The 15,615-nt window shown below is 48.1% G+C and carries 12 protein-coding genes; 5 read left to right on the forward strand and 7 right to left on the reverse strand.

All coding sequences use genetic code 11. From position 1 onward, the window contains the following. The first annotated feature begins 148 nt into the window (after window positions 1-148). Window positions 149-2,704: a TonB-dependent receptor gene (locus tag DYD62_RS02280; protein ID WP_115225876.1), complete on the forward strand. Its 2,556-nt coding sequence runs from the start codon at window positions 149-151 to the stop codon at window positions 2,702-2,704. Window positions 2,705-2,765: 61 nt separating this feature from the next. Here DYD62_RS02280 and DYD62_RS02285 read toward each other — a convergent pair whose 3' ends face one another. The 3 genes from DYD62_RS02285 to DYD62_RS02300 form a co-directional block, all read right to left on the reverse strand. Then, window positions 2,766-3,617 carry an AraC family transcriptional regulator gene (locus DYD62_RS02285; RefSeq protein WP_165928580.1) on the reverse strand — a complete coding sequence of 284 codons (852 nt, stop codon included), beginning with the start codon at window positions 3,615-3,617 and terminating at the stop codon, window positions 2,766-2,768. A gap of 553 nt (window positions 3,618-4,170) precedes the next feature. Then, window positions 4,171-5,700 carry a thioredoxin family protein gene (locus DYD62_RS02295; protein WP_115225879.1) on the reverse strand — a complete coding sequence of 510 codons (1,530 nt, stop codon included), beginning with the start codon at window positions 5,698-5,700 and terminating at the stop codon, window positions 4,171-4,173. A gap of 322 nt (window positions 5,701-6,022) precedes the next feature. Then, complete coding sequence (locus tag DYD62_RS02300) at window positions 6,023-6,958, reverse strand: LysR family transcriptional regulator (protein WP_115228178.1); 936 nt, start codon at window positions 6,956-6,958, stop codon at window positions 6,023-6,025. Window positions 6,959-7,372: 414 nt separating this feature from the next. Here DYD62_RS02300 and metE point away from each other — a divergent pair, with 414 nt between their 5' ends. The 3 genes from metE (at window position 7,373) to DYD62_RS02315 (ending at window position 12,128) form a co-directional block, all read left to right on the forward strand. Further along, the gene (metE, locus tag DYD62_RS02305; protein WP_115225880.1) at window positions 7,373-9,715 is read left to right on the forward strand and encodes a 5-methyltetrahydropteroyltriglutamate--homocysteine S-methyltransferase; all 2,343 of its coding nucleotides are present in this window, start codon (window positions 7,373-7,375) and stop codon (window positions 9,713-9,715) included. 501 nt (window positions 9,716-10,216) lie between these two features. Further along, on the forward strand, window positions 10,217-10,723 hold the full coding sequence (locus tag DYD62_RS02310) for a GAF domain-containing protein (protein WP_115225881.1): 507 nt from the start codon (window positions 10,217-10,219) through the stop codon (window positions 10,721-10,723). A gap of 217 nt (window positions 10,724-10,940) precedes the next feature. Beyond that, complete coding sequence (locus DYD62_RS02315; protein ID WP_115225882.1) at window positions 10,941-12,128, forward strand: hypothetical protein; 1,188 nt, start codon at window positions 10,941-10,943, stop codon at window positions 12,126-12,128. Between the two features lie 232 nt (window positions 12,129-12,360). On the opposite strand, the gene DYD62_RS02320 is transcribed toward DYD62_RS02315, so the two are convergent. Together DYD62_RS02320 and DYD62_RS02325 are read right to left on the reverse strand one after the other, a co-directional pair. Further along, entirely contained in the window at window positions 12,361-12,792 is a 432-nt protein-coding gene (locus tag DYD62_RS02320) for a carboxymuconolactone decarboxylase family protein (RefSeq protein WP_115225883.1), read from the reverse strand. A 1-nt stretch (window position 12,793) separates the two neighbouring features. Then, the gene (locus DYD62_RS02325) at window positions 12,794-13,048 is read right to left on the reverse strand and encodes a DUF2798 domain-containing protein (RefSeq protein ID WP_115225884.1); all 255 of its coding nucleotides are present in this window, start codon (window positions 13,046-13,048) and stop codon (window positions 12,794-12,796) included. 101 nt (window positions 13,049-13,149) lie between these two features. On the opposite strand from DYD62_RS02325, the gene DYD62_RS02330 reads away from it, so the two are divergent. Then, window positions 13,150-14,061, forward strand: coding sequence for a LysR family transcriptional regulator (locus DYD62_RS02330; RefSeq protein WP_115225885.1), 912 nt, complete (start codon window positions 13,150-13,152; stop codon window positions 14,059-14,061). Here the strand turns inward: DYD62_RS02330 and DYD62_RS02335 are convergent. Both DYD62_RS02335 and DYD62_RS02340 read right to left on the reverse strand, forming a co-directional pair. Further along, window positions 14,051-14,476 (reverse strand): UPF0158 family protein, encoded by a 426-nt coding sequence (locus DYD62_RS02335; protein ID WP_132038596.1) that lies wholly within the window; start codon window positions 14,474-14,476, stop codon window positions 14,051-14,053. The genes DYD62_RS02330 and DYD62_RS02335 overlap by 11 nt on opposite strands. Before the next feature lie 316 nt (window positions 14,477-14,792). Then, the gene (locus DYD62_RS02340; protein WP_115225887.1) at window positions 14,793-15,548 is read right to left on the reverse strand and encodes a substrate-binding periplasmic protein; all 756 of its coding nucleotides are present in this window, start codon (window positions 15,546-15,548) and stop codon (window positions 14,793-14,795) included. Window positions 15,549-15,615 lie beyond the last annotated feature (67 nt).

A 15,615-nucleotide genomic window follows, 5' to 3' on the forward strand; every position in this document is an offset into this window, starting at 1 on the left:
TGTTATTGCAATGCCCAGGGTTTTTAATTATTTGCTTGTCATCATTCTTCACCTTTATGATAAATTTTGGTTATTGGTATATAAATCATATTTTTCATAACTTCTAGGTATAAATAGCGAGCGCTTTTTATCCGTCAAAGGGGACGACATGCATTTCAGACCAAAACTACTGGCGATTGTGATTGCTCAGATCACGGCTTCTACTCTGGCTTACGCTGCAGATCTTCCAACGAATAAGGTTGAACGCGTTGAGGTAGTGGGCTCCAATATCAAACGTATAAATAAGGAAGGCCCGTCGCCGGTCACCATTATCAAGCGCGATGAAATTGAAAAATCCGGTGCCACCACCGTGGTCGAAGCGCTGGATAATCTTTTACCTAAAGCTTCCTTAGAATTTGCCACCGATGGCGGTCGGTTTGCACCGGGCTCCAGTACCGTGGGCCTGCGGGGCATGGGCGCTAAAAACACGCTGATTTTATTGAATGGCCGTCGTCTTGCGCCAAATGGCTTTGCCGATGTGGATACCAGCCCGGTCAGCCTGAACAATATTCCGCTCTCTGCCATCGAGCAAATTGAAGTGCTTTACGATGGTGCAGCGGCTATTTACGGCTCTGATGCGGTGGCAGGGGTGATTAACTTTAAAACCAAGCGCAATTTTCAAGGCGTTTCGATTACGGGTAAATACGGGCAAAACTTTGCGGGCGATGGCCAGGATTTAGTATTGGGCATTGCCGCTGGCTTTGGTAATTTAAATGAAGATAATCAGAATTTATTAGTGACGCTGGATGTAACTGAGAAAAAACCGACTCTTGATAATAAGCATGATGCAACTAAAAATCTGGATAAGCGTGGATTAGGCGGGGCAGATAATCGCTTTACCGGTTTGCATGGTGGCGCTTATAAAATTAAAGGGGGAACAACTACTCTGTTGCCAGGTTGCGAAGGCAATGGCGAAATTGTGACTGATCCATTTGGCAATCAGAAATGCTTTTCTAATGAAAATCTTTACCGCAGTGCACATATAAAGCGCTTAAATGCCAATGCGCTTTATAACTATCAGATCAGTGATGATGCATTATTATTTGCCGAGCTGGGCATTGGCCAAGACAGACAAGCATTTGAAAGCTGGCCGCTTTCTATTCCCGCGGCACAAGCAGTCATTAAAGCGGGTGATGCGGCGTATAAAGATGTGATTAACGGTGTAAAAACAAATGGCAAGGATATCACCATTACCCGGCGTATTTATGAAGCAGGTTTAGCGCAAAATAATGTAGATAGCGATACGTTGCGTGCTGTTTTAGGGGCCAAAGCCTCGCTGGGGGGCTGGGATGGTGAAACTGCTTTAACTTACAGTAGCAATAAAAGCAGCCAGGCGAGAGATCGCGCTGACGCGGCAAAAATTACTGCTGCCTTTAAAAAGGGCGGATATGATCCATTTGTGGCCAATAATCAGGTTGAATTAGCCAAAGCCTTAATTACATCCCGTTATCGTGAAGGCACTGCATCTTTATTAATTGGTGATGCGCGTGTATCTCATTCTTCACTATTTCAATTAGCGGGGGGGGATGTTGGTTTTGCAGCCGGCGTGAATATTTTAAAAGAAAAAGCAGTAGAAGACAGCACTGTAGAGAGCAGCCGCTGGGTTAAATCAATCTATGGAGAATTAAATATTCCGGTATTAAAAAATCTGGAAATACAAGCTGCATTGCGTTATGACCATTACGACGATGTGGGTGGGGCAACATCGCCTAAAGTCGCTGTTGCATATCGCCCTGTTGAATCTCTGTTATTACGCGGATCGGCCACAAGTACATTCAGAGCGCCCAGCTTGCAGCAATTAGGAATGTCGCCTACTCCAAGCTATTACTTTTATAATGACTGGGCCCGCTGCAAGCCAATGGGTGTTCCAAATGGCGAATGCATCGGCAGGGTTGATTTAAACAGCCGCAGCAATCCAGAATTAAAACCTGAAACATCCAATAACTTAACGCTGGGCTTTGTATTTCAGCCACTAAAAGACTTATCTCTGAGCATTGATTGGTACAGTATCAAGCAAAATGATGCAATTGCACGCTTGGATCCGCAGTATGTGATTGATCACGAAGACAGCAATCCTGCTATGGGAAAATTAATTAAGCGCCTGGCGCTGGATCCGGATGAATTAAAAAATTACCCAGGTTTAACTAAGGGGAAAATTGAAGTGGTTGATTTGCCTTTGGCTAATATCGGCCAGATTGATACATCAGGTATCGATGTGGATTTCAATTTTGCCTATAAAACCAATGGCTGGGGCAAGTTTACATTCAGGGATCAATTCAGCTACTTGTTAAGTTATAAGCGCTCCGATCTGGAAGGAACAGATCCTGTAGAGCGTACGGGTGGATATAATAATCCTGACTGGTCTAACCGGATTTCGCTGGGCTATCAGTATGCAGAATACGATGCCACTTTAACCGCCAAAACGTATGCCCGTGTGCATGATGCTGCCGATCTGCCAGAAAACAGCAGTAATCCGGATGGCTATTTGCCTTCATATACCGTGTTTAATTTATCTGCGGGTTATCAGCTCAATAAAAATACCTCTTTTGTATTGGGCGTGAATAATCTGTTTGATAAAGTTGCACCATATTCTGTTGATGGTGGCGGATATAACGGTACCACATCAGGCCGCTACGGATTTATTGGCTTTGATTACAAACTTTAAAGAGTCATTAAAATAAAAAGCAGGCCGCCGGGCCTGCTATGCGGGTCATGATTAGATCTGATTAAGCGGCTAGCGCCACCCAAATCTCGGTACGTAAATCTTTAGGCGGGGTATTGTGTGGCAGATTCAGATATTGCTCGATAACGGGCACATTGGCGGGCTGCTCGCCGCTTTGTGGCAGCCATACCCCAAACAGCCAGTGATAAGCCTGCTGCAGCTCGCTATAGGGGCCTCGATGCTCAATCACTCCGTAACGCCCGGCGGGGATTTGCGTGCGTGCCAGCTCATCAGGCAAAACGCCATCGGCTTTGATTTCTACGCAGGCATCCGAGCGTAAATCTGCCTCGGCCACACTCTGCGGATCATCATGATATTGGGCAAACCAGCGCACTTGTTGCGGATCAACAGGCAGTGCTGTCTTAGATAATTGCAGCCGTGCAAAGGCCTCACCAATCTTCAGATAAGAGCCATGATGGCGGCTGGCGGCCAAGTGAATCGGCGTATCAAGTTTACGAAATTCAACGTTATACATACCAAGCTCCTGATTAATTTGAGAATGGATGTGGCTGAGTCTTTGCCTGCGGTAAGCCCCAGGTGGCATGCCGTGCGCGGCAGCAAAAGAGCGCACAAAGGCCGCGCTGCTTTGATATCCCGCACGCTGAGCAATGCGGATTAAGGGGGTTTCATTCGTTTGGGCTAATTGCCGCGACGCATACATCAAACGCATACGCAGCTGAGTGGCGTTGACCGTTTCGCCCATCATTTCACGATAAATACGGTGAAAATGAAACGGCGAAAAATGCGCAATGCCCGCTAATTGCTCAATTGAATACGACGCTGTGGGGTCTTGCCAGATGGTATTCACCACCCGCATCAGCCGCCGCCCATAATCCTCTACCGTTGGTTTTCTCATCCCTCTCTCCATGCCTCACAGATTAAGCAGATACGATTGATATAGGTTGCTAAGTTTTGAGGAGATTCTGCCAGATGCGCTAGGGCGAGTGATACAGATAAATGTTTGGTCTGCGTTATTGCTCGTGATGAGTTGGCAATGTGGTCAGGAAATGAGGAGGAATAAATGCAGACCATCAGGGGGAGGGAAAAAGTTTGGGGCTGGGAGTAAGGAGCAGTTGCTGCAGTTAACAGATCAGAAGCTTATTGGGGCCTAGATCGCAGAAGTTTTGCCTGGTATTGCAGTGTATTTGGGTGGGTGAAGGCGTTGCTGCCTGTGGTAAAACGCGTCAGCAAAAAGCGGGCAGTGCCCTAAGACCGTTTACTTAAGCGATTTTGCTTAATTTCCCCCCTTTGAAAAAGGGGGGCTAGGGGGGATTTGCAGTAGACGCTGAGCTTTATAAGCAAAAAACCAAAGGCAAATCCCCCTCAATCCCCCTTTTACAAAGGGGGAAGCAAAACCAATACCTTAAGTGAACGGCATTAGGGCAGTGCCCGCTTTTTGTCGTTGCTGATTAAGCCTTAGGCTTGAGTAAATCTTGGCAAATACCACGCTGCGGATCGCTGGCTGGCAGCTTGCTGCAGATACCATTTAGCTGGGTCAGTACACGGCCAACTGCTGCATCGTGCTGCTTGTCTTTATTCCAAGTAGCAAGCTTATTGACGATTTTTTCAATAGAGCGGCGGCTGCGTTCGTAAAAGGCGTTCGGTGTAACGGCGACTTCTTTCAAAATGCTTTGCGCTGTCTGTTCGATGCGCTCTTCATTTTGCGGTGCCAGATCAACCAGTGCGCTTACATAGCTGCTACCCCATTGCACGCGGGTGGCCGGGCCTTCGGACTTTTTATACGCTTCTTCGTACCAGCCTAAGGCACCCGTCTTATCGCCGCGTTTTTTGGCATTAGAGCCTAAGGAAAGCATAAAGTAGTAAGGCGCGTGCGAGCGTTTTAGCTCGGCTTTAAGTAAGACATCCGATTCATCCAGCAAGCCGGCTTCGCTAAGTGTGTAAGCCGCAGTGCTGATCACCGACTGGCGCTCGTAACCATTGGTGGTGGTTTTGTCTGCCTCTGCCACGCGTTCAAGCACTTCTTTAATGATGGGGGCTGCCAGCTTGCTGTCTTTGGCTGCATCCAGCTTGGCCAGCGCCACCTGGCTGGTGAGGGCGCTTAAGCGGTCATTGGCCGATAGGGTTTTATCCAGCGCCAGTTGTTGCAAGGCTTTATTCCAAGCTTCGCTTAACTGGCTGCGCTCGCTGGTTTGCGCCTTACTTAGGTAGCCGACAATTTCGGTGGCGCTATTGACGAGCACATCAAAGTTATCGCGGGTTTGCTGCTTATCGGCCAGCACTTTATGCACCAGCGTCAGCTCTTCTGCCGAGCCTGTTGTCTTATCATCACCCGCTGCTTGCGCTATGGCTTTCAGCTGCAAATGAGTTGAGGCATAGCTTTCAGCGGCCGGTACAGATTTGGCTAGGGTTTTCAGTGTGGCAGCCAGCTGATCTTCGGGTACCAGCTGAGCCTGATCCGAATCCCATGAGTAATCGGCCAGTAAGCGCCAGTCATCGCTGCTGAGTTTTCCGCCCGCCAGCGCGCTACTTAGTGTTTCTTTAACTGGGCGGGCGTTAGAGAGGCCTAATTCCAGCGTGCTCAGGTAGCGGTCTGCATCTACTTCACCTGGCAGGCGGGTGATTTCGGAGCCATCAGGCTTAAACAAAATCATGCTGGGGTAGCCGCGCACTTTAAACTGGCTGGCCAGCTTTTGCGCGCCTGCGCTATCGCCATCGATATACACCGGAATAAATTGCTTGGTGCGATCAATAAAGCGCTGCTGATTAAACACCGTGGCTTTAATCTGATTGCAAGGCGGGCACCATGTTGCACCCCAGTATAAAAACAGCGGCTTTTTCTCGGCTTTGGCTTTGGCAAAAGCCGCAGCCACATCACCTTGCTCCCATGCGATACCGGCAGGAGCAGAGGAAGAAGCGGCAAAAGTGCTGCCACTGATCAAGAGCAAAGCAAGGGAGTTGGCGAGTTTCACGGTGCGCATTCTTTATGTGTATTTTGATGAATGTATCTTATCTTATATATTTATTTGGAATAAAAGATTTTAGGGGTTTAAGCGTATTTGTTGCGATATGACGACAGCTTGCTGGAAGGCTGGGCTGGGTCACTCTGTGATTTTTGCGATGCAGAATAGTCTCTTGCTCAGGATACAAATGAGTGTTGGCGAGCTGGCTAAGATTTTAGAGGTTGAGCGAAGTGGTGCATTGCATTATCGGTGAATAATACAAGTACCGCATAGATCGCTGAACGAGAAAAAGCCAACACACGCTGGCTTCAGATCGCTTGTGTATTCTTCTCTAAAAAGCTTACAACAAAGTCACCCCCGGCAGGCTGATGCGGCTGACCTCGCGGGTGGTGGTGACAAAGTCTTTCACAAAGGCGGTGTCAGTTTGGGTAAGGGGGATGGCGGCGTAGAGGTCGGATGTCAGGCCTTGCTCGGTGATGGGTTTGGCCACCACGTAGCCGCGCTCCAGATAATGCTGCACGCTCCAGCTGGGCAGGGCGGCGATGCCGCGGCGGCTAGCGACCAGTTGCAAGATGGCGGCGGTTAGCTCGGTAGTACGGCGCTTAGGGTTGATGCCTGCGGGCTTTAATACTTTGCGGATTAAATCCAGCATATCGTCCGGCACGGGGTAGCTGATCAGCGTTTCATTGGCAAAATCTTCGGCGCTTAAAAAGGGCTTTCCTGCCAGCGGATGATCCTTGGCGATCAGGGCGATCATTTCGTAGCTAAATAGTGGCTGATAGCTGATGCCCGCTTCATCAGCGGCCTCGGACACAATCGCCAGATCGGCTCGGTCTTCAAATAAAAGCTGCACCGGGTCGGCATGAAAGCCGGACACGATATCCAGCTCAACCTCTGGCCAGTGGCCGCGAAAGTCATCCATGGCGGGCATCAGCCAGTCAAAACAGGTGTGGCATTCCACCGCAATACGCAGCTGGCCCGCTTCGCCTTCTCTTAATTTAGCGATATCCCGCTCGGCCTGATCGATGCGCGGCAAAAACTCGGCGGCAAGCTGGGCGAGTTTTTCGCCCGCTGCGGTGAGTTTCAGCGGGCTGGATTTACCCGGGCTGGATTTACGCAGCAAGAGCGGCAGTGCGTAATGATCTTCTAAAAGGCGAATCTGATGCGACAGCGCCGATTGTGTCAGGTGCAAACGCTCTGCCGCACGGGTTAGATTGCCCGATTCACGAATCGCGAGCAGGGTTTTAAGGTGGCGAAGTTCGAGTAAGGATTGCATGGTGGCCTTTTTTGATAACTGAAAACCCAAGTCTTGAACCACAGAGCACACGGAGTTACACGGAGAAAGACAGAACCTTTTTTCCTTAAGCCATTATTTATTTCTTTAATGCAGAACGTTTCTAGCCGTCCTTGAAAACTGCGTTATGTCGTCATTCCCGAGTGTTTTGTTCGGGAAACCAGTGTCTTGGCTATATTCCCGACAAAGGCACTCAGGGATGGTGGCTTTGGCGTTTCCTTTACAAAGCTCAGGTTTTCTCCGCGCCCTTTGTGCTTCAAGATTTGGGTTTTGCTCGTTGTAAACGACATCATTGTTGTTGAGAGTATTTCATCATTGTTATGAAAATAATGAATTTGAATCATAGCAAAACCACTGGCATGATACAAATCATATTCATGACAAACAGAGATTGCGATGACTACCACTCATACTACAAAGGCCCATATTCTTGGTTTTCCGCGCATTGGTGCACAGCGCGAGCTTAAATTTGCGGTTGAGCAATTTTGGAAGGGCGAGATTGATGAAAGCGCTTTGGCGCAAACGGGTAATGCTTTGCGCCGCCAGCACTGGCAATGGCAAAAAGAGGCAGATCTAGATTTTGTTACCGTGGGCGATTTTGCCTGGTACGACCAGATGCTGAATGCCTCCGCGCTATTGGGCGCTTTGCCTGCACGTTTTGGCTTTGATGCTAAAAATCTAATCCTGAAACAATATTTTGAATTGGCGCGTGGCAATGCAGCACAGCCAGCACAAGAAATGACCAAATGGTTTGATACCAATTACCACTATCTGGTGCCAGAGCTGGATGAAAACACTGATTTTGCCGGTGGGGTGGATTGGTTCTTTTATGAAATTGAAGAAGCACGCTCCCTTGGGCACGCAGTGAAGGCGGTCTTACCCGGCCCGATCACCTTCCTTTATTTGGCCAAAGCCAAAACAGCGGGCTTTGATAAGCTCAGCCTCTTGCCCAAAGTGGTGGCGGCCTATGCGCGCATTCTGGAGCGCCTGGCAAAATTAGGAGTGGAATGGTTGCAGCTGGATGAGCCAATTTTGGGCTTAGATTTAGAAACCGAATGGCTGGCGGCTTTTGAGCCGGTGTACCGCAGCTTTGCCTATACCGGCCCCAAAATTTTACTCGCCACTTATTTTGAATCGGTTGCAGCCCATGTGGCACTGCTACGTGATTTACCGGTAGCCGGTGTGCATCTTGATCTGGTGCGTGCGCCGCAGCAATTAGACGTGTTTGCGAGCAACTGGCCAGCCAGCAAGGTGTTATCGCTGGGCGTGGTGGATGGCCGCAATATCTGGGTGAGCGATTTATCCGCAATTCTGGCACGGGTAGCCGCGCTGCAAGGCTGCAATATCTGGCTGAGCGCTTCATGCTCGCTATTGCATGTGCCGGTCGATTTAGCGCAAGAAACGAAGCTCGATGATGAATTAAAAGGCTGGTTGGCTTTTGCTAAGCAAAAACTACAAGAAATCAGCGTATTAAAACGCGCCCTGAATGGGGCGGATGTCAGTGCGGAGCTCAGCGCGAATGCCGCAAAAGTAGCCTCACGCGCGGCATCGCCACGGATTCATAATCCAGCGGTAAGCGCCCGTATTCAAGCCTTGAGCGAGGGCGATGCCCGCCGCCATGCTGTGTTTGCTAGCCGTCAGGCAGAGCAAAAATTGCGCTTTAACTTGCCACCATTGCCTACCACCACCATCGGCTCGTTCCCACAAACCAAGGAAATCCGTGCGGCGCGTGCAGCGTTTAAAAAAGGCACTCTGGCGCAAAACGATTATGTAGAACAGATGCAAGCCGAGATTCGTCTTGCGGTAGAAAAGCAGGAAGCCTTAGGGATTGATGTGCTGGTCCACGGCGAAGCCGAGCGCAATGATATGGTGGAATACTTTGGTGAGCAGCTTTCGGGCTTTGCCTTTACCCAGTTTGGCTGGGTGCAAAGCTACGGCAGCCGCTGCGTCAAACCGCCAGTTTTATTTGGCGATGTAAGCCGCCCAACGCCGATGACGGTAGAGTGGACAAAGTACGCGCAAAGCCTGACGCAAAAGCCCATGAAAGGCATGCTGACTGGCCCGGTCACCATCTTACAATGGTCGTTTGTGCGCGACGATCAGCCACGCTCTGTGACTACGCAGCAAATTGCCCTAGCGATTCGGGATGAAGTGGTGGATCTAGAAACTGCAGGCATTGGCATTATCCAGATTGATGAGCCCGCTTTCCGTGAAGGCTTGCCGCTGAAAAAGAGTGATTGGGCCGCTTATCTGCACTGGGCTGCCGAGGCATTCCGCATCTCTGCATCTGGGGTTTCCAATCAAACGCAAATTCACACCCATATGTGCTATTCGGAATTCAACGATATTCTGCCTGCCATTGCCGCCATGGATGCCGACGTAATCACCATTGAAACCAGTCGCTCGGATATGGAGTTACTCACTGGCTTTGGCACCTTCAAGTATCCAAATGAAGTCGGCCCAGGTGTGTACGATATTCATAGCCCGCGTATTCCCCCTGTGGAAGACATGCTGCGCCTGATTGCCAAAGCCGCCGAAGTGGTGCCAGTAGAGCTGTTGTGGGTGAACCCGGATTGCGGCCTAAAAACCCGTAACTGGCCAGAAACCGAAGCCGCATTGGCCAATATGCTGGAAGCCACCCGCCAGGCGCGTCAGCATTTAGCCGAACATGGCAAGCTGCCAAGCTTTGCCAGCATTCCCGCACAGCCGCATGTACATGGGGCGTGTGCTTGCCACTAAGCGTTTTGTCCCTCTCTACCCAAGAGTGGGACATTTTTTAATGACTCAAGATTGAATTATCGCTGGGCGGATGTAAGCTCATACGAGTTAAGCAATTTGCTTTTACCTTAGCAAACAGCGGGAAAACATGTTAACCACGCACTTTGCATAGGGCTTTTTATAGCCCCCTTGAAACACGCCGGAGCGAGGAACAAGCGGGGCGGGGTTTCGGCCAGGGAGCGAGGAACGAGCTGATCCCGCCCGCCGCCGACTCGATTGTCCGCAGCGCAGGGGCTTTCGTGTTTCACGGGGTCGCCTTCTTTGGCTTCGTTTCTTGGCGAAGCAAGAAAGGAAGGCCCCGCGGTGGCTACCGCTCCAAAATCAACGTGCCGAAGGCACTAAAAGAGGCCTTTGGGCTTTGTCTGGCACCCACTTTTCCCGACCTAGTGCCATCTTAGGCCTGACCAGTTACCAGCTTTCAAGAGTACAATGGCATCTGTTATGTGCCAGACAGGATACGTTATGCAGGTGCCTGCATTCCCTCCCGATGAGGCCTTGCGTGTAGAAACACTGCGTGAGCTGCTGATTCTGGATACGCCGCCTGAAGCGCGTTTTGATAACCTCACTCGCGCCGCAGCGGCATTTTTTCGTGTGCAAATTGCCGTCGTTAGCCTGATAGATGCAAATCGGCAATGGTTTAAATCGGCCTGCGGGCTGGACGCCAAAGAAACGGCCCGCGACATCTCCTTTTGCGGCCACGCTATTTTGCAGGATGAAGTGTTTGTGATTGAAGATGCACGATCAGACGAGCGCTTCTTTGATAATCCACTTGTGCTTGGCGAGCCAAAAATCCGCTTCTATGCCGGAGCACCCCTAAAAGCCCGCAATGGCATGAACCTCGGCACGCTCTGCCTGATCGACCCAGCCCCCCGAAAACTGCAGGATTTTGAAATAGAAATGCTGGCCGATATGGCCAGGCTGGTCGTGCAGGAGCTGGAGTGGACGAAGGCTGAGGTGGTGGCGATTTAGGTGAGCGGTTTGCAGGAACAAATAGCGGGGCTTTCGTACCAATCTCAGTTCAAAGCAAGCTTTCTTGCAATATTAAGTGAATTAATTTCCTTTCCCACTAAGCCTCTTGAACATAAGAACCACTTTATGGTTCGTGCCTATGGCTGATGAGGGGGAAAAAAATACACCTTCAATGTTATGCATAAAAAAATTTAATTAAAAATAAGGCTAGTTCTTGATGAGTTACACAATTGCCATTCTCGACAGAGAGAACCACAACGTTGCATCCAATATTCTTTGGTTTCCTGAGACCATCGGTGGGGCAAAGAAAATGCTCTCCGTTTTTATGGATGAAACTCGGCCTGCAAATGCAGATCAGTCGGCTAGATTATCTCGCTTGGCCAAGCGGCTGCTGGTGGATTTTCCATTAGAAAGCAATTCAGAAAAATCCTCGTTATGGAATGGTATAAATCCAATTCATGCAGTGCGTGATTTACCTTGCCAAGCGTGGACGATACAGATTTATTCTGATCAATCTGACGCATTTTTACGTCGATTATTACCGCTGGCGCGTGAATTGCGTTTGGATGTATTTGATTTAGAAATGGAAACCTATTATTGCCATGATATGTTGCGTAGCTATGTGATTCCAGAAGCAAAAACGGCAATGTGGTATGAATTAGATCCGATTGCCGCTAATCCAGTGAAATACACCAAGGCAAAAGTCGCCAAGCATTTTGCTGAGCAATTAACGCCAGCTTTGGCTGAGTATGGTTTTGTGCCTGTGCGGGAAAAATTGAAAGATGGTTTTTTATTCTATTTTGAGCGTGATATTGAAGGTGGCAATCAAACAATTTGGGCTTTGCCTAGTGGGAGAGCAGGTGAGGTCTCTACTGATATTTCTTTTTCTATCAATAGTTATCGTTATGGACAGTTTAGGCATAACTTTAGAAGTTGGCTTAAAGGTAGTTCATTGGATGAAGGCTTTGATCAAGAGGAATGGAAATTTATTTTATTTAAGCTCAGGTCGGTACGGGGACTATGTACGGGGTGGAGTAATTCATCCAGCTATTGCAGAAGTGCAGAAGAAATTAACTGGATGTTTGAAGATACAATTAAATTTGGGATTCCAATCCTAGATAAAGCACAATCAATTCAGGGGATTAATTGGCTGCTTAGTGACGAAGAAGCAAAAAATGTATATTCTGAAAACTATTATAACTGCAAAGAATGGAAATTATCGTATAGTCGGTTGCAGTTGTTTGCATACATGCGATGGGCCGGCTCTTCAAGTTTTGATTTTATTGCTGCAGAGCAAATGAAAAATGAACAAGATCAAGTATTGACTCATGATTCGCTAAAAATTAAAGAAATTATCAAATTCTGTAGCGAACACTTATTCCTTGTTGGTGATGGCCCAGCTTAGCAATATTCCGAATTCTAGCCGTGCAGGGCGGGTTAGTTTTATCAAATTCCCTGATTAGTCGTTGTTATTCTGGAGTTTGTTTGGAGGGTTATGCCTTCAGCTAACCCGCCCTTCATTACTGTGATGTCGGGGTCAGAATGGTGGCTTACGCCTTTGTATAAGTCTTCTACCTCGCTTTGTCCTGCCGCCCTCTGTGTCTACAGATCTGAGGTTTTTTTGATAACCATCCACCTCACTGCCGCATTGCAATCGCCACCCTATTCAGGGCATTCATATTGGCAATGGCAAAGGTTAAATCTGATATTTCTTGATCATTAAAGTATTTCTTTAAAAGATCAAAATCAGCATCGGGGGCGTGGATGGTGGCGATTTGGCTGAGTGATTCGGCCCATTGAAATGCCGCGCGTTCTTGCTCGCTAAAGAGCGGGCTGCTGTGCCAGCCTGCTAGGCTATCCAAGCGCTCTTCTTTTTCTCCTGCTGCTCTTAAAGCTTTGCTATGCAGCTTTAGGCAAAACGAGCAGCCGTTGATTTGCGATACACGCAAATACACCCATTCCAGTAGTGTTTTATTTAATGCGCTGTTTTCTAAATAGTTTTTAACACTGCGTAATCCCGTAAGTGCCTCGGTGGATAAATCAAAGTAGGGCAGGCGTAGTTGGGTCATTTTAAGCTCCTGGTTGATTGGCTGGTAAATGGCGGCTCATCACGATGCGCTGGCTAAGCCGCTGTACGCTGGGTGCACAGAGCATGACGATGGTAAAGGCTGCGGGCCAGGCGGTGATAAAGGCGCGGCCCCAGCTGGCAAAAAAGTGGTCATTTAGGCCAGCTACAATCCAGGTGACCCAGCCGCTCATCACGCCGGACATCAGCAGCGACATCAGAAAAGAGAAAACCCAGCGGAATTTTTGCGTATCAGACATCTTGCTTGGCTCTTGTGTGTGTTGAATGAAGATGAGCATAGCAAAAGCGATTAAATGAAAATACAATCATAAAATCAAAGTTAAATTCCAAAAATGAAATCATGCTCGATGATCTGGCGCTGTTTGTTTGTATTGTGGAAGCAGGCAGCTTAAGCGCTGCGGCAAAGAAAATGGCTCTGCCGCCCGCCACGCTAACCCGTCGTTTGCAAAAGCTGGAGCAGCAGCTGGGCTGCCGCTTACTTAATCGCAGCGCTCGCCGTATGCAGGTAAGCAGCGAGGGCCAGCAGTATTACGAGCAATGCCGCCCCCTGCTGCAAGCCTTGCAACAGGCCACGCAGGCATTAGATGCCACTCAGCACAGCGTAAGCGGGCTGGTGCGCGTATTGGCGCCGATTAATCTGGCTAATGGTATTTTCCGTAGCTGCTGGGCCAGCTTTATGCAAAAGTATCCTGAGGTAAGGCTGGAGTTAAAGCTGAGTAATTTGCAGGAAGACTTGATTGCCAGTGGTGCTGATCTGGCGCTCAGGGCGGGGGAGCAACAGGATTCCAGCTTTAATCAGCGCCGTCTGGGCGAGGTGCATTGGGTGACGGTGGCAGCTGTGGCTTATTTGCAGCGCAGCGGTGCGCCGCTTACACCGGATGATTTACACCAGCATCAGCTGATTCTGGCAGAGCCGATGACGGGCTGGGTGTTTGTGCATAAGACGAGCGGGGAAGAATGTATTGTGCAGGGCCAAGCGCGATTCAGGGTTAACGAGATGGCTTTGGCGGTGCATATGGCTAAAGAGGGCGTGGGGATTTTATCCTGCCCGGTCACCGTGTGCTGCGAAGAGCTGGCGAGCGGCGCTTTGCAGGAAGTGTTGCCACAATGGCAGGCCGATTCCCGTGCTGTGTATGCGGTGTGGCCACAACAACGTTATCTGCCTGCCAGAGTGCGTGCATTACTTGAACATCTTTTGGCTTTTGCAGCGCAGGAGCCATTGCTGAATGGGGCAGAAGGGCTTAATCAATAAACTGAATATGGTGCTTACTGCACCAGGCTTTGATTTCTCTTTCGCTGCATTCTTTTTCAAAGCGATACCAACTTGCCAGCAATTGATGCCGGTCTGCCCAATCTTTAAACCTGCCAAAAGCACCCTGATGCCTGAACATGGCCTGCACTTCATTATATAAATCAGGTGCATATTCTTCGGCAAAACAAACGGGCAATTGGTTGCCTAAGCCCAAATCATTTTTTGTGGGTAAAGGCAGGTAAAGATCCGCATCATCTAGGTTGCCGGGTAATTCTTCCAGATCAATCGCATCTAAGTATTCAGACCGCAAATAAATTTTGCCACTTTCAATATGAATAAATCCTTCGCAGCTTTGGAAAGGATCGCCACTCATAAAATCAATGGCTTCAATGATATCGCTTAATTTAACTTTCACAGCTATTGCTCCGCTATCTGTATTTTTTTTAAGAGATAGTTTGTGATCAGTGTTTAAACTAATTAATAAAATACTGATAAAGTAAGAGGGTATTAATATACCCGTCATTTTGCCCGGAGTGCAATAAATATTTCAGCTTAGCTTATGAGTAATTGTATAAAAATGACTTATGTACAGCCGGCAAGTAGGGGGGCTTAAAGCAGATCGCATCGGGCCATGAAAGGAAAAACCTCTGAACATGCTTGCAGGATAAATGATTTGCTTATGTGGCCATGTCAGTAAGGCTGGTTTAATTTAATACTAGAATGATTTATTATTACTTAATTAAACCATTTTTTTCTTTGAAATCCCGCTCTATTTTCTTGTATGTGCCGTTTATTTTTATTTCTTGCAGGCCTTTTTCAAAAATATCAGCCATGCGCTGACCGTCTTTATGCGATTTAGAAAAATTAAGATAAAAAACACTTGTTTCAATTAGCCCAACTATTTTTATTTTTCCCTTGTAATTACGATTGGCATTAATCATTAAAGTGCCGGGTGTGGTGTTGATGACGCCATACTGCACTCTTTTCAGCAGGATTTTTTTGAGCTGGGTATCATCAAACGGTGATTCATCTTTGATGATTCTTGTATTATCCATTAATACGCTGGGATAAGAGTAGCCATGGGTAATGCTGACTGTTTTTCCTTCTAAATCTTTGACGGTTAAATTTTTATCTTTTGAATCGCTCAGGGCAAAAATAGAGAGGCCTTCTTCAAATAAGGGGGTTTTATGCCAGATGTATTTGTTTTTGTTTTCTTCGGTAATGGATGTATCAAAGCAGGCCACCGCCTTGCCGCGTTCAACCTCATAAAGGCAGCGGGCAAAGGGCACGGGATTAAATTTAACCTCAATGCCCTGGGTGTGAAAAGCTGCGCTGATCAGTGAGGGGGAAAGCCCTTCAACCCCCTGTTTATTTCGGGTCATGGAAGAGAAGGGCGCCCAATCGTCCTCTGCATTGATGGTGACAGTTTCAGCATAAAGCGAAGCAGAAAATACAATGCTTACAAAGTAAAGGCCGATGAATCGCATATCTTTACCTTATTATCAATTACATTATTTACCTCTGATTTATAGCATGCTTAGCTGCGTATTATTT

The sequence above is a fragment of the Iodobacter fluviatilis genome (assembly GCF_900451195.1).
GTDB lineage: Bacteria > Pseudomonadota > Gammaproteobacteria > Burkholderiales > Chitinibacteraceae > Iodobacter > Iodobacter fluviatilis.